This window comes from Burkholderia dolosa (genome assembly GCF_902499135.1).
GTDB classification, from domain to species: Bacteria; Pseudomonadota; Gammaproteobacteria; order Burkholderiales; family Burkholderiaceae; genus Burkholderia; species Burkholderia dolosa.
Genome location: NZ_CABVPR010000053.1, coordinates 24847 through 40429, shown reverse-complemented (window position 1 = coordinate 40429; position 15583 = coordinate 24847). Strand labels below are relative to the sequence as shown.

The 15583-nt window shown below is 66.6% G+C and carries 11 protein-coding genes; 9 read left to right on the top strand and 2 right to left on the bottom strand.

Annotation, left to right across the window (positions count from 1 at the left end; genetic code table 11):
- The first annotated feature begins 587 nt into the window (after window positions 1–587).
- From BUB20358_RS21155 to truB, 9 genes are all read left to right on the top strand, one after another.
- Complete coding sequence (locus BUB20358_RS21155; RefSeq protein WP_006764495.1) at window positions 588–1490, top strand: LysR family transcriptional regulator; 903 nt, start codon at window positions 588–590, stop codon at window positions 1488–1490.
- A gap of 63 nt (window positions 1491–1553) precedes the next feature.
- Entirely contained in the window at window positions 1554–2756 is a 1203-nt protein-coding gene (locus BUB20358_RS21150) for a pyridoxal phosphate-dependent aminotransferase (RefSeq protein ID WP_006764494.1), read from the top strand.
- Between the two features lie 272 nt (window positions 2757–3028).
- Window positions 3029–4075 (top strand): SMC-Scp complex subunit ScpB, encoded by a 1047-nt coding sequence (gene scpB / locus BUB20358_RS21145; RefSeq protein WP_035972499.1) that lies wholly within the window; start codon window positions 3029–3031, stop codon window positions 4073–4075.
- Between the two features lie 60 nt (window positions 4076–4135).
- Window positions 4136–5806 carry a 23S rRNA pseudouridine(2605) synthase RluB gene (gene rluB, locus BUB20358_RS21140; protein WP_035972497.1) on the top strand — a complete coding sequence of 557 codons (1671 nt, stop codon included), beginning with the start codon at window positions 4136–4138 and terminating at the stop codon, window positions 5804–5806.
- Between the two features lie 456 nt (window positions 5807–6262).
- Window positions 6263–6721, top strand: coding sequence for a ribosome maturation factor RimP (rimP, locus tag BUB20358_RS21135; RefSeq protein WP_006764492.1), 459 nt, complete (start codon window positions 6263–6265; stop codon window positions 6719–6721).
- Window positions 6721–8196 (top strand): transcription termination factor NusA, encoded by a 1476-nt coding sequence (gene nusA, locus BUB20358_RS21130; protein WP_006764491.1) that lies wholly within the window; start codon window positions 6721–6723, stop codon window positions 8194–8196. The genes rimP and nusA overlap by 1 nt, the downstream gene beginning before the upstream one ends.
- Window positions 8197–8287: 91 nt before the next feature.
- Complete coding sequence (infB, locus tag BUB20358_RS21125) at window positions 8288–11197, top strand: translation initiation factor IF-2 (protein WP_035972495.1); 2910 nt, start codon at window positions 8288–8290, stop codon at window positions 11195–11197.
- A 113-nt stretch (window positions 11198–11310) separates the two neighbouring features.
- Window positions 11311–11709 carry a 30S ribosome-binding factor RbfA gene (rbfA, locus tag BUB20358_RS21120; RefSeq protein WP_006764490.1) on the top strand — a complete coding sequence of 133 codons (399 nt, stop codon included), beginning with the start codon at window positions 11311–11313 and terminating at the stop codon, window positions 11707–11709.
- A 13-nt stretch (window positions 11710–11722) separates the two neighbouring features.
- Window positions 11723–12655, top strand: a complete 933-nt coding sequence (gene truB / locus BUB20358_RS21115; protein ID WP_035972493.1) for a tRNA pseudouridine(55) synthase TruB — start codon at window positions 11723–11725, stop codon at window positions 12653–12655.
- Between the two features lie 87 nt (window positions 12656–12742).
- Here truB and BUB20358_RS21110 read toward each other — a convergent pair whose 3' ends face one another.
- Window positions 12743–14302, bottom strand: coding sequence for a DHA2 family efflux MFS transporter permease subunit (locus BUB20358_RS21110; protein WP_006764488.1), 1560 nt, complete (start codon window positions 14300–14302; stop codon window positions 12743–12745).
- A 27-nt stretch (window positions 14303–14329) separates the two neighbouring features.
- Window positions 14330–15547 (bottom strand): EmrA/EmrK family multidrug efflux transporter periplasmic adaptor subunit, encoded by a 1218-nt coding sequence (locus BUB20358_RS21105; protein ID WP_006764487.1) that lies wholly within the window; start codon window positions 15545–15547, stop codon window positions 14330–14332.
- Between the last annotated feature and the right edge of the window lie 36 nt (window positions 15548–15583).

Sequence of the window (15583 nt, the reverse complement as noted above, 5' to 3'; positions counted from 1 at the left end):
GTTCGGCGAGCGATTTATGCAGGCGCGTGGATAACGTGCTGTTCAACCGCCTCGCCCACAAAAATGCGGACAGGTTCCTGCGTGCGGGTTCCGAGCAAAACAGACCTTCCACCAGCGCCCACTCGTTATCTCTCAAATCGTCGAACAGCATCATGTCCTCACCTCAGCGAAGCTAACTCCGGTGCGCTGCCCTGCGCCGCGCACTCTTCAAGCACTCGCTCATCGAGTGCCGGGTGGGGGCGTCCGGCTAGCCGGCAGCGGCGTTCCTGCATGCCTTCCGACAAGACCCTGCGCCCTGTGCGCCAGGTAATGCACGAAGCGTGCCACGTCGGGGGCGATTCCTTCGAGAGCCGCTTGGCAGCGAGCTGACGGCTAGGTCAGCTAGGGGCGTATAAGACGCCAAAATAACCCGCGGGCAAATCGGGACAATCACCAATCTTGTGCAGTTCGCCCGCGCCACGTGCGTTCGCACGATTACTGCACCGCAGCGAAACATCGGCGAGCCGTGCCGCGTTCGTCTTCGGAGCCGAATGCCGGATTAGAAATTAGAATCGCGCATCCATATCGACGATTGATGAGGGCGAGGGATGAACGTCACGCTGCGGCAGCTTCGCGTATTCATCGAGGTGGCGCGGCTGAAGAGCTTCAGCCGGGCGGGCGACGAGATCGGGCTCACACAGTCCGCGGTCAGCCGCTGCGTGCGCGAGCTCGAGGCCGAGCTCGGACTGAAGCTGATCGATCGCACGACGCGGGACGTGCAGCTGACCGACGTCGGCGGGAATCTGATCGCGAGCGTGTCGCGGCTGATCGACGATCTCGACGACACGCTGCGCGAGATTCGCGAAATCGGCGAGCAGCGTCGCGGACGCGTGATCGTTGCCGCCAGCCCGACGATCGCCTGCCGGCTGATGCCGCGCGTCGTCGCATCGTGCGAGCGCCAGTTCCCGTTCGTGACGCTCGGCCTGCGCGACGACGTGCAGAGCGACGTATTGCGCAAGGTGAAGTCGAGCGAAGCCGATTTCGGCGTCGTGATCGGCCCGCTCATGGCCGCCGACCTCGTCTGCGAGCCGTTGATGACCGATTCGTTCTGCCTGGTCGCGCGCGCCGATCATCCGCTCGCCGCGCGCGCGGAGGTGCCGTGGTCCGCGCTGAACGGCGAGCGTCTCGTGCTGCTCGACCATGCGTCGGGAAGCCGGCCGCTGATCGACGCCGCGCTCGCCGCTCATCAGGTCAGCGCGACGGTCATGCAGGAGCTCGGGCATTCGGCGACGGTATTCGGGCTCGTCGAGGCCGGCATCGGCGTCAGCGTGCAGCCGTGGCTGTCGCTGCCGCTGCCGGCCGGATCGACGCTCGTCGCTCGGCCGCTCGTGCCGCGTACCGAGCGCACCGTCGAACTGGTGCGCCGCCGCGACCGGTCGCTGTCGCCGGCCGCCCAGGCGATCTGGGAGCTCCTGCGACAGATGCCGGCGCGCGCCGAGGATCTCGACTGACGCGCGCCTGCGCGCGGCCGGCCGGTACACTACGCGGATCGCATTTCTCAGCGGCGGTCTCCGATGACGCATTCCGCAGACATCTTCCCGGCGACGGATGAGCCGATTGCCCGCCGAGCAGTGCGCGAACTGCGTCCGTCGCTGATCCGCGAGGTCGCGAACGCGGGCTTCGGCGTGCCGGACGTGCTGCCGTTCTGGTTCGGCGAATCCGATCGCGTGACGCCGGGATTCATCCGCGATGCGGCCGCCGCCGCGCTGCGCGACGGCGCAACCTTCTATACGCACAATCTCGGCACGATGCCGCTGCGCGACGCGATCGCCGCGTACGTGAGCGCCCGTCACGGCGCGACGGCGGCCGATACGATCGCCGTGACGAGTTCGGGCGTGAGTGCGCTGATGCTGGCCGCGCAATTGGTGGTCGGTCCGGGCGAGCGGGTGGTTGCGGTCACGCCGTTGTGGCCGAATCTCGTCGAGATTCCGAAGATCCTCGGCGCGCGCGTCGAATGCGTGCCGCTACGCTACGGTGACGCCGGCTGGCAGCTCGACGTCGATCGCCTGCTCGCCGCGTTGACGCCCGACACGCGGCTGCTGCTGATCAATTCGCCGAACAATCCGACCGGTTGGACGATGTCGCGCGACGACCGGCGCGCGGTGCTCGCGCATTGCCGGCGGCACGGAATCTGGCTGGTCGCCGACGAGGTGTACGAGCGTCTCGCGTTCGGCGCGGATGGCGCGCCGTCGTTCCTCGATATCGCGTCGCGCGACGAGCGCGTCATCGTCATGAATTCGTTCTCGAAGGCGTGGGCGATGACCGGCTGGCGGCTCGGCTGGCTCGTCGCGCCTGCCGCGGTCATCGACGACCTGTCGAAGCTCGTCGAGTACAACACGTCGTGCGCGCCGGGCTTCGTACAGGCGGCGGGCGTCGCGGCGCTGCGCGACGGCGAGCCGTTCGTGCAGTCCTTCGTCGCGTCGCTGCACGACGCGCGCGACCACCTGGTCGACGCGCTGCGGACGTTGCCGGGTGTCGACGTGCGGCCTCCGTCGGGCGCGATGTACGTGTTTCTGCGCGTGCCGGGCGCCGACGACAGCCTCGCGTTCTGCAAGGCGCTGGTGCGCGACGCGGGCCTCGGCCTCGCGCCCGGACGCGCGTTCGGCCCTGAAGGAGAAGGGTTCGTCCGCTGGTGTTACGCGTGCGATCCGGCGCGGCTCGATGCAGGCGTCGAGCGGCTGCAGCGCTTTCTCGCGCGCCGCGCCGCCGTTCGTTGAAGTGGGGCGCAAGCGTGCGGGACGCGCGGTCGGCGGCCCGTTCGGCTTATCTTTACGCACCGGGCAATTTTGCGTAATATGGCGCTCAGTCACGCGGTTCCGTCGTTGAATCGTGCTGTTCCGTCCGGTTTGGGCCTGGCTTGAAGTTGGTTCGCTGCCCCCGGTTCGTGCTCCCATCAATATGACCGATCAGAATCGGGCGAGCGCGTCTTCCGTTCCTTTCGTCTGTTTGTTGATCCGGTTCGTTTGACCACAGGGTCTGGCCTAGCTGCATGAATACCCAAGAGGCGAAGATCGTCCTCGAGACTGCTTTGATCTGTGCGCAGGAACCGCTGAAGCTCGGCGACTTGCGCAAGCTCTTTGCCGACGGCGTGTCGGCTGACACGGTCCGCACGTTGCTCGAAGATCTGAAACAGGATTGGTCCGGCCGGGGCGTCGAACTGGTCGCGCTCGCGAGCGGATGGCGCTTCCAGAGCAAGCCGGCGATGCGCCATTTTCTGGATCGCCTGCATCCCGAGAAGCCGCCGAAATATTCGCGCGCGGTGCTCGAAACGCTCGCGATCATTGCGTACCGGCAGCCGGTCACGCGGGGCGACATCGAAGAGATTCGCGGCGTCACGGTGAATACGCAGGTAGTCAAGCAGCTCGAAGATCGCGGCTGGATCGAGGTGATCGGGCATCGCGACGTGCCGGGACGGCCGGCGCTTTATGCGACGACCAAGCAGTTCCTCGACGACCTCGGACTGAAGGCGCTCGACGATCTGCCCGCGCTCGAGGAGCCCGCAGCGAACATCGAAGCCGCGCTGCTCGCGCAGCAGGCGATGGATTTCGAAGGCGATGCGCCGGTCGGCGAAGCGGTGCCTGACGCCGGCGGCGCTGCAGCGAACGCCGACGGCGCGCACGCGGGGCCCGGTGACGAATCTTCGGGAGCGTCGACCGACGCCCCGGACGACACGGCGACGGACGTCGCGTCGACGCAGGAAACACCGAACCGCGATACGCTCGATGCTGATCGCGGGGAAACCGAACAGGCCAGCGCCGAAGCAGCGCCGGCCGGCGTGCAGCCCGAGCCGCTGCGCGCGCAATGGAACGAGGAAGATCGCAAGCCGGCCGCCGAAACGGTTGCCGGACACGCAGCGGAAGCGGCCGGCGACATGCCGGGCGAGGCCGGCCAGGCCGACGCCTCCCGTGCCGCGGAAGGCGAGATGCCGGACAACACGTCCGACAGTCTTGCCGACGCCGTACGAAGCGCCAGCGCGCCTATCGGCGCCGACGCGCTGCCGGACGACGAAGCAGAACCCGAACAGCGTCGCGCCTGATCGCGGCCAACTTCTTGCCGCGCCCGTGCCGGGCGCGAGACCTGACATTTTGAGGTTGTTTTGACAGATATCCACGATATTGAATCGTCCGCGCCTGCCGTGCAGGCAGCGCGTGCCGACGATGCGCCGGAGCAGGACGCTCCGGCCGCCGGCGGCGACGAACGCCCCCGCCGCGGCCTGCGGCGCGGCCCGCGCAGCCTGATTGCGCGTCGTCGCGCAGCGGCCAAATCGAAGGGCGCGGAAGGCGAGCCGCAAGGCACCGAGGGCGCGGATGCGCCGCCGCCGGCCGACGCCGCGGAAGCGCAGCCGGCGCGCCCGCCTCGCAAGGAAGGCGCGGCCAAGGGTGGTCGCAAGCCGGCCGGCAAGCGCGAAGGCGCGGCGAAGGGCGGTCAGGGCCGCCGCGGCGGCGCGCCGAAGGCCGACAGCCCGAAGGTCGATGCCGATGCGGGCCAGGACGACCTGTTCGCGTACGTGACGTCGCCGGCATTCGATGCCGACAACGCGGCCGGCGGCAGCGGCGTGCGTGCGCCGATGCTGCGTCGCGGCCGCAATCAGCCGGCCAACAAGCGCGTGCTGTCGCCGGACGACGACGCGCCGAAGCTCCACAAGGTGCTCGCGGAAGCCGGCATGGGCTCGCGCCGCGAAATGGAAGAGCTGATCATCGCGGGCCGCGTGTCGGTCAACGGCGAACCTGCGCACATCGGCCAGCGCATCATGCCGACCGACCAGGTGCGGATCAACGGCAAGCCGGTGAAGCGCAAGCTGCCGAACAAGCCGCCGCGCGTGCTGCTCTACCACAAGCCGACCGGCGAGATCGTCAGTCACGCGGATCCGGAAGGCCGTCCGTCGGTGTTCGATCGTCTGCCGCCGATGAAGACGGCGAAATGGCTCGCGGTAGGCCGTCTCGATTTCAACACCGAAGGCTTGCTGATGCTGACGACGTCGGGCGACCTCGCGAACCGCTTCATGCACCCGCGCTACAGCGTGGAGCGTGAATACGCTGTGCGCGTGGTCGGCGAACTGACCGAAAGCGCGCGCCAGAAACTGCTGCACGGCATCGAGCTGGACGACGGCCCGGCGAACTTCCTGCGCATCCGCGATGGCGGCGGCGAAGGGACGAATCATTGGTATCACGTCGCGCTTGCGGAAGGCCGCAATCGCGAAGTGCGCCGGATGTTCGAGGCGGTCGGCCTGATGGTGAGCCGCCTGATTCGTACGCGGCACGGCCCGATCGCACTGCCGCGCGGGCTGAAGCGCGGTCGTTGGGAGGAGCTCGACGAGGCGCAGGTCCGCAAGCTGATGGCGACGGTCGGCCTGAAGGCGCCGTCCGACGACAAGGGCAAGCGCGGCGGCGCCGGGCAGTCCGAGCGCCGGCAGCCCGATCCGATGCAGACGTCGATGGGTTTCATCAATCGCGAGCCGGTGCTGACGACGCACGGCCAGCTCGACCAGCCGCGTCGCGGCGGCCGGCGCGGCGGGCCCGGCATGCCGGGCCTGAGCGGCTACGGCAGCCTGCCGGTGGCGCCGTCCTACGGCAACCGCATCGGCGGTCGCGATGTCGACGGCAATCGCGCGTCGTATGGCGCGGGCCCGAAACGCGACGGCGCGGGCGGCAAGCGGGGCGGCAAGGGCGGCAATCGCAACCCGAACGGCAATCGCGCCGACGGCGCCGGTAACGGCGGGGCACGAGGCGGTCAGCGCCCTCAGCGCAATCGCTCGCGCGGTCGCTGAGCATTCCGACGCGCGGCGACCAAGCCGCCGACGCGTCGGGCGAACGCGGCGCCGTCCGGTTTCCCCGATTCGGCGCCTTGCATTTCGCGCGTTCGGCTGCATTTAGGTTGCATGCTTTTGCGCGGCCGGGATTATTTCCGATATTTTGTGCGGCCGGCCAAGTCGCATCGCGGTGCGACCTCCGTGCTTTTTCATGTTCGGCCTGAAGCTGCGCGCCGGGCGCCGGTTTTAGCGCCTGGCTTGGCGTCTGCGTCAAAAATCGCTATAATCGCAGAGTCGCTGGGCGTACGGATTCAATGTGCGGCTCAGGTGCGACCACCAGTAAGAAGATGGGCGTTCCGCCCATTTTTTTTTGCTGAAACGGTTAGGCATCTCGGGTAGCGCTTCCTGCGCCGGCTAAGGCGCGCGCCCGCGGGTGAATCGCGAGCGGCGGGCGCGAACACCTGAGAGGACACTGTGCAACTGACGGAACTGATAGAAACCACGGTCACCGGGCTCGGCTACGAGCTGGTGGATCTCGAGCGCACCGGGCGCGGCATGCTGTGCATCTATATCGATCAGCCTGCCGGCATCTCGCTCGACGACTGCGAAAAGGTTACGCGTCAGCTCCAGCACGTCTTGACGGTCGAAAACATCGATTACGAACGGCTCGAAGTCTCGTCCCCGGGGCTCGACCGCCCGTTGAAGAAGCTGGCCGACTTCGAGCGCTTCGCCGGCAGCGAAGTTTCCGTGACCTTGAAAAAGCCGCTGGACGGGCGCAAGACGTACCGGGGCATTCTGCACGCGCCGAACGGCGAAACGATCGGTTTGGAATTTGAGAGGAAGAAGGGCGAGGCGGCCATGCTGGATTTCACGCTGGCCGATATCGACAAAGCCCGCCTGATTCCGCAAGTTGACTTTAGGAGCCGCAAATAATGAGTCGCGAAGTGTTGATGCTGGTGGATGCGCTGGCGCGCGAGAAAAACGTCGACAAGGATGTGGTGCTGGGCGCCCTCGAGGCTGCGCTCGCGTCCGCGTCCAAGAAGCTGTTCGACGAAGGCGCCGAAATCCGCGTCCATATCGATCGCGAGAGCGGTGAGCACGAAACCTTCCGTCGCTGGCTCGTCGTGCCGGACGAGGCAGGCTTGCAAGAGCCGGATCGCGAGATCCTGCTGTTCGAGGCACGCGAGCAGAAGCCCGACGTCGAAGTCGGCGAGTACATCGAGGAACCCGTCCCGTCGATCGAATTCGGCCGGATCGGTGCGCAGGCCGCGAAGCAGGTGATCCTGCAGAAGGTGCGCGACGCGGAGCGCGAGCAGATCCTGAACGACTATCTCGAGCGCGGCGAAAAGATCATGACCGGCACGGTGAAGCGTCTCGACAAGGGCAACTTCATCGTCGAATCGGGGCGCGTCGAAGCGCTGCTGCGCCGCGACCAGCTGATTCCGAAGGAAAACCTGCGCGTGGGCGACCGCGTGCGCGCGTACATCGCGAAGGTCGACCGCACCGCGCGCGGCCCGCAGATCGAACTGTCGCGCACCGCGCCCGAATTCCTGATGAAGCTGTTCGAGATGGAAGTGCCGGAGATCGAGCAGGGCCTGCTCGAGATCAAGGCTGCCGCCCGCGATCCGGGCGTGCGCGCGAAGATCGGCGTCATCGCGTACGACAAGCGGATCGATCCGATCGGCACCTGCGTCGGCATTCGCGGTTCGCGCGTGCAGGCAGTGCGCAATGAGCTCGGTGGCGAAAACATCGACATCGTGCTATGGTCGGAAGATCCCGCCCAGTTCGTGATCGGCGCGCTCGCGCCGGCAGCCGTCCAGTCGATCGTCGTCGATGAAGAAAAACATTCGATGGACGTCGTCGTCGACGAGAACGAGCTGGCTGTCGCGATCGGCCGCAGCGGTCAGAACGTTCGCCTTGCCAGCGAGCTGACCGGCTGGCAGATCAACATCATGACGCCGGACGAATCCGCGCTGAAGCAGGGCGAAGAACGCGACCGGCTGCGCACGCTGTTCATGACGCGTCTCGACGTCGACGAAGAAGTTGCCGACATCCTGATCGACGAAGGCTTCACGAGCCTCGAAGAGATCGCCTACGTGCCGCTCAACGAAATGCTCGAAATCGAGGCGTTCGACGAGGACACCGTGCACGAGCTGCGCAATCGCGCACGCGACGCGTTGCTGACGATGGCGATCGCGAACGAAGAAAAGGTCGAGAATGCTGCGCTGGATCTGAAGAGCCTCGACGGCGTGACGCCGGAGCTGCTCGCGAAACTGGCCGAACACGGTGTGCAGACGCGCGACGATCTCGCCGAGCTGGCAGTGGATGAACTGGTCGACATGACCGGGATGGAAGAGGATGCCGCTAAGGCGTTGATCATGAAAGCACGTGAACACTGGTTCCAGTGAGAAATGACCATGGCGCACTGATTTGATGGCGGCCGTATGGCCTGACCCGATGCTAACCGCAAGGAATCGGTCCTTGCACTAAGAGGAATGAATGGCGAGTAACAACGTAGCCCAATTTGCCGCGGAACTGAAAATGCCTGCTGGTGTGCTGCTCGAACAGCTGCAGGCAGCGGGCGTCCAGAAAGCGAGTGAAGACGATGCGCTGTCCGAGTCGGACAAGGCGCGTCTGCTCGATCATTTGCGCAAGTCGCACGGCGCAACCGACGGCGACAAGCGCAAGATCACGCTGACCCGCAAGCATACGTCGGAGATCAAGCAGTCTGACGCGACGGGCAAGGCTCGCACCATTCAGGTCGAGGTGCGCAAGAAGCGCACGTTCGTCAAGCGTGACGACGTGAGCGATGTCGCGGAACCGGGTCAGGCTCAGGTCGCCGAAGCGGACGACGATGCAGATCTGAAGCGTCGTGAGGAAGAGGCGCGCCGCGAGGCCGAGCTGCTCGAAAAGCAGGCGCAGGAACTGCGCGAGCGTCAGGAGCGCCTCGAGCGCGAGGAAGCGGAGCGCCGTGCCCGTGAGGAAGCGGCCGAAGCCGAACGTCGTCGCGCCGAGGAAGAAGCGGCGGCGAAGCGCGCGGCGACCGAAGCGGCCGCTCGGCAGGCGGCTGCGCAGCAGGCCGCCGAGGCGAAGCAGGAAGCGCCGAATGCGCAGGACGAAGCGCGTGCGGCCGCCGAACGTGCGGCGCAGCGCGAAGCGGCGAAGAAGGCCGAAGATGCTGCCCGCGAGGCGGCGGACAAGGCGCGCGCCGAGCAGGAAGAAATCCGCAAGCGCCGCGAGGCGGCCGAGGCCGAAGCGCGTGCGATCCGCGAGATGATGAACACGCCGCGCAAGGCCGTCGTCAAGGCACCCGAACCGCCGAAGCCGGCCGAGGCACCGAAGCCCGCGGAAGCGAAGGGCACGCTGCACAAGCCGGCGAAGCCGGCGGGTGCGACCGCGCAGGCGCGTCCGGCCGTGAAGAAGCCGGCCGGCGCGGCGCCGGCGGCGACGCAGGCGCCGGCTGGCGCGGGCGACCGCAACAAGAAGCCGGGCGGCGGCAAGGGCGGCTGGCAGGACGACGCGGCGAAGCGCCGCGGCATCAAGACGCGCGGCGATTCGAGCGGCGGCGTCGACCGCGGCTGGCGCGGCGGCCCGAAGGGTCGCGGCCGGCACCAGGACAGCGCATCGACGTTCCAGGCGCCGACCGAGCCGATCGTCCGTGAAGTGCACGTGCCGGAAACCATTTCGGTTGCCGATCTCGCGCACAAGATGTCGATCAAGGCCTCCGAAGTCATCAAGGTGATGATGAAGATGGGCCAGATGGTGACGATCAACCAGGTGCTCGACCAGGAAACGGCGATGATCGTCGTCGAGGAACTGGGCCACCGCGCGCTCGCCGCGAAGCTGGACGATCCGGAAGCGCTGCTCGTCGAAGGCGAGACGGGCACCGATGCGGAGCAACTGCCGCGTCCGCCGGTCGTCACGGTGATGGGCCACGTCGACCACGGCAAGACCTCGCTGCTCGACTACATCCGCCGCGCGAAGGTGGCGGCCGGCGAAGCGGGCGGCATTACGCAGCACATCGGCGCTTACCACGTCGAAACGCCGCGCGGCGTGATCACGTTCCTCGATACGCCGGGTCACGAGGCGTTCACGGCAATGCGGGCACGCGGTGCGAAGGCCACCGATATCGTGGTGCTGGTGGTCGCGGCCGACGACGGCGTGATGCCGCAGACGAAGGAAGCGATCGCCCACGCGAAGGCGGGCGGCGTGCCGATCGTCGTGGCGATCAACAAGATCGACAAGCCGGAAGCGAATCCGGATCGCGTGAAGCAGGAGCTCGTCGCCGAAGGCGTCGTGCCGGAAGAGTACGGCGGCGATTCGCCGTTCGTGCCGGTGTCGGCGAAGACGGGTGCCGGTATCGACGATCTGCTCGAAAACGTGCTGCTGCAGGCCGAAGTGCTCGAGCTGAAGGCGCCGGTCGAAGCGCCGGCGAAGGGCATCGTGATCGAAGCGAAGCTCGACAAGGGCAAGGGCCCGGTCGCGACGATCCTCGTGCAGTCGGGCACGCTGAACCGCGGCGACATCGTGCTTGCCGGCACGGCGTACGGCCGCGTGCGGGCGATGCTCGACGAGAACGGCAAGCCGACGAAGGAAGCCGGCCCGTCGATCCCGGTCGAAATCCAGGGTCTGTCGGAAGTGCCGGGCGCAGGCGAGGAAGTGATCGTGCTGCCGGACGAGCGCAAGGCGCGCGAAATCGCGCTGTTCCGCCAGGGCAAGTTCCGCGACGTCAAGCTGGCCAAGCAGCAGGCCGCGAAGCTCGAAAGCATGCTCGAGCAGATGGGCGAAGGCGAAGTGCAGAACCTGCCGCTCATCATCAAGGCAGACGTACAGGGTTCGCAGGAAGCGCTCGTGCAGTCGCTGCTCAAGCTGTCGACCGACGAAGTGCGCGTGCAGATCGTGCACAGCGCAGTGGGCGGCATCAGCGAAAACGACGTCAACCTCGCGACGGCATCGAAGGCGGTCATCATCGGCTTCAACACGCGTGCGGATGCACAGGCGCGCAAGCTGGCCGAGGCGAACGGCATCGACATCCGCTACTACAACATCATCTACGACGCAGTGGATGAGGTGAAGGCGGCGATGTCCGGCATGCTGGCGCCGGAGAAGCGCGAAGTCGTGACCGGCATGGTCGAGGTGCGCCAGGTGTTCAAGGTGCCGAAGATCGGTACGGTTGCCGGCTGTATGGTCACCGACGGTGTGGTCAAGCGCTCGTCTTCGGTTCGCGTGCTGCGCAACAACGTCGTGATCTTCACGGGCGAGCTCGAATCGCTGAAGCGCTTCAAGGACGACGTGAAGGAAGTGAAGCAAGGCTTCGAGTGCGGCATGTCGGTGAAGAATTTCAACGACATCGTCGAAGGCGACCAGTTCGAAGTCTTCGAAGTGACCGAAGTCGCGCGGACGCTGTAATCGTCGCGCAGCGGCTCATGGGGCGGGGCAGGCTTGGGCCTGTCCCGCCCATTTTCATGGCGGTGTGCCGCAGGCTCGCCGCTTCATCCTGATAAGCAGATCACGGATCGATCATGTCCAGGAAACGTACTTCCCCGAATCGCAACGTTCAGATCGCCGACCAGATTCAGCGCGATCTGTCCGAACTCATCATGCGCGAGGTCAAGGATCCGCGCATCGGCATCGTGACCATCCAGAGCGTGGAGCTCACGCCGGACTACGCGCACGCGAAAGTGTATTTCACCGCGCTGACCGGCGATCCCGCATCGACGCAGGATGCGCTGAATCACGCGTCAGGTCATCTGCACAACCTGCTGTTCAAGCGCCTGCACATCCACACGGTGCCGACGCTGCACTTCCATTACGACCGGACGATCGAGAAGGCCGTCGAGATGTCGCGGCTGATCAAGGAAGCGAACTCGACGCGTGCGAAGGACGACGACGAGGCCGACGCGGCCGCCAAGGACGACTGAGCTCGACCGGCCTATGACGACTGCAGCAACCCCGCGTCCGCGCGTGCCGCGGCGCGCGCTCGACGGCGTGCTTCTGCTCGACAAGCCGGTCGGCCTGTCGAGCAACGATGCGCTGATCCGCGCGAAGCGCCTGCTTCTCGCGAAGAAGGCCGGCCACACCGGCACGCTCGATCCGCTGGCCTCCGGCTTGTTGCCGCTGTGCTTCGGCGAGGCGACGAAGTTTTCGCAGGACTTGCTCGATGCGGACAAGACCTACGAAGCAACGATGCGTCTCGGCGTGCGCACGGCCACCGGCGACGCGGAGGGCGAAGTGCTCGACACGCGGCGCGTCGAGTGCGATCGCGCGGCCGTCGAAGCGGCGCTCGCGCGCTTCACCGGCGAGATCGTGCAGGTGCCGCCGATGTACTCGGCACTCAAGCGCGACGGCAAGCCGTTGTACGAATATGCGCGCGCGGGCCAGACCGTCGAGCGCGAAGGCCGCACCGTGACGATCCATGCGCTGGACCTGCTCGCGTGTACGCTGCCGGACGTGACGTTTCGCGTGACGTGCAGCAAGGGCACGTACGTGCGCACGTTGGCCGAGGATATCGGCGAGGCGCTCGGCTGCGGCGCGCATCTGACGATGCTGCGCCGAACCGGCGTCGGCGCGCTGACGCTCGAGCATGCGGTGACGCTCGACGCGCTTTCCGATGCCGACGAAGTCGCGCGCGACGCGTGGCTGCAGCCGGTCGATGCATTGCTGTCGACGCTCGAGCTCGTTCGCCTCGACGAAACGAGTGCGAAGCGGTTTCTGCACGGCCAGCGCTTGCCGCTGTCGGCGCTGCCAACGATCGACGCGGCCGACGGCGAGCGCGTGCGTGTGTACGACGCGACGCGGCTGCTCGGCGTCGCGCGCAAGGCGAACGGCGTGCTCGCGCCGGAGCGGCTCGTCGTGACGGCGGCCTGATCGCGCGGCGCGTTTCATCGGAACGAAAAAAATCCCGGTCGATTCGACCGGGATTTTTCGTTTGGGCGCGCGCACGAGCGCGCTGCGTCAGTGCGCGGCCGACGCCGCTGCACCCGCATCGCCGCCGCCCGCACGTTCGGGCTTCGTGATCCAGATCAGCGCGATCAGCAGCACGAAGATCGCCGCCGAAATGTAGAACAGATCGTTCACGCCGAGTTGCGCGGCCTGCTGCGTGGCCATGTTGTTGATCAGCCCATGCGCCTGCTCGCGCGTGAGCCCGAGATTGCCCATCTGCGTGACGGCCTGGTTGAACGTCGGGTTGTACGGATTGGCCTGCTCGACCAATTGCGCGTGGTGGAAGTTGTTCCGGTGATCCCACGCCGTCTGGAAGATCGACGTGCCGATACCGCCGCACATGATCCGCACGAAGTTCGACAGTCCGGACGCCGCCGGGATCCGATGGCCGGGCAAGCCGGACAGCGTGATCGACACGAGCGGGATGAAGAACCCGGCCATCGCGATGCCCTGCACGAGCGTCGGCAGCGTCAGCGACCATTCGTCGACGCCGGTTGTATAGCGCGAACGCATCCAGAAGCACAGCGCGAACGTCAGGAACGCCGCGGTCGCGATATAGCGCGGGTCGGTGCGCGGCAGGAATTTGCCGGTCAGCGGCGACAGCAGAATCGCGAACAGTCCGACCGGCGCCATCACGAGACCGGCGTCGGTCGCGGTGTAGCCGATCTGCGTCTGCAGCCACAGCGGCAGCAGCACGAGGTTGCCGAAGTAGAGCCCGTAGCCGACCGCCAGCGCAATCGTGCCGCCCGTGAAGTTCCGGATGCGGAACAGCGACAGATCGACGACCGGATGTTCGGCCGTCAGCTCCCAGATCACGAAGAACGCGAACGCGACGATCGCGATCAGCGCGAGCGCGACGATCGTCGTCGACGCGAACCAGTCGAGATCCTTGCCCTTGTCGAGCATGATCTGCAGCGAGCCGACCCACAGCACGAGCAGCGCAAGACCGACGCCGTCGATCGGTGCGCGGCGTACGACTGATTCGCGCTGGCGATAGATCGTCCACGTCGCCAGCGCGGCCGCGATGCCGACCGGGATGTTCACGTAGAAGATCCACGGCCACGAGTAGTTGTCCGAGATCCATCCGCCGAGGATCGGCCCGGCGACCGGCGCGATCAGCGTGGTCATCGACCATAGCGCGAGCGCCATCGGCGCTTTCGCGCGCGGATAGCTCGCGAGCAGCAGCGATTGCGACAGCGGAATCATCGGCCCCGCGACCGCGCCCTGGATCACGCGCGACGCGAGCAGGAACGGCAGGTTCGGCGACAGCCCGCACATCCACGACGAGATCACGAACAGGATGATCGATGCGAGGAACAGGCGCACCTGCCCGAAGCGGTCGGTCAGCCAGCCGGTCAGCGGCACGGAGATCGCGTTCGCGACCGCGAACGACGTGATGACCCACGTGCCCTGATCGGACGACACGCCGAGGTCGCCCGAGATGGTCGGGATCGCGACGTTCGCGATCGACGTGTCGAGCACGTTCATGAACACCGCGAGCGACACCGCGATCGTGCCGATCACGAGTTGCCCGCCCTGCAAGGGCGGGTGCGAGACAGGAGCCTGTGCCATGTCGGTAGATTTCCGGGAGCGGAGCGGTTACATCATCTTCGCGGCGGCGTTCGACTTCGCCGCGGCCGGCGCCGGCGCGTTGCCGCCCGCGTTCTCGGCGATGATTCGTGCGATTTCGGCGTCGGCTTCGTCGCCGTACTTCGCGAACACGTTGGTTTCGTAGACGGTATTCGGCACGTTGACGAGCTGATCGCCGCGTTCGTCCTTGATGTTCACGTCGACCTGCATCGACAGACCGATGCGCAGCGGATGCTTGTCGAGCTCCTTCGGATCGAGCTCGATGCGCACCGGCAGGCGCTGCACGACCTTGATCCAGTTGCCGGTCGCGTTCTGCGCGGGCAGCAGCGAGAACGCCGAGCCCGTGCCGGCCGAGAAGCCGACCACCTTGCCGTGATAGACGACCGACGAGCCGTAGATGTCGGCCGTCAGCTCGACCGGCTGCCCGACGCGCATGTGCTTGAGCTGCACTTCCTTGAAGTTCGCGTCCACCCACACCGCATTCAGCGGCACGACCGACATCAGCGGATTGCCCGGCGACACGCGCTGGCCGACCTGCACCGAGCGCTTCGCGACGTAGCCGGTGACCGGCGCGGGCAGCACGTTGCGCGCATTCGCGAGGTAGGCGTCGCGCACCTTCGCCGCCGCGGCGAGTACGTTCGGGTGCGATGCGATCGTCGTATTCGCGGTCAGCGCGCGGTTCGACGCGAGCTGCTGCTGCGCGGCGTCGAGCGAAGCCTGCGCGGCGCGCACGGCATCGCGCGCATGCGAGATTTCTTCCTGCGACACGGCACCTGTCTGCGCGACGGCGAGGCGGCGGCGCAGGTCGTCCTGTGCCTTCGACAGGTCGGACTGGCGCAGCGCGACTTGCGCACGGTACTGATCGTCGTTGACGAACAGGCCGCGCACCTGGCGCACCGTCTGCGCGAGATTCGCTTCGGCCTGCTGCAGCGCGACCTGCGAATCGGCCGGGTCGAGCACGACGAGCGGATCGCCGGCCTTGACCGTCTGCGTGTCGTCGGCCTTCACCGCGATCACGGTGCCGGTGACCTGCGGCGTGATCTGCACGACGTTGCCGTTCACGTATGCGTCGTCGGTCTCCTCATGGAAGCGCGCGACGAGGAAGTAGTACAGCCCGTATGCGATCGCCGCGATCACGATGACCGCGACGAGCAGCATCATCATTCGCTTGCGCTTGCCGTTGTTCTGCGGCTGGGCGCTGGCGGCGTTTTGTTGAGGGTCGCTCATGGCGATTTTCTCCGTCCGTTATTTCGAGTGTCTGCG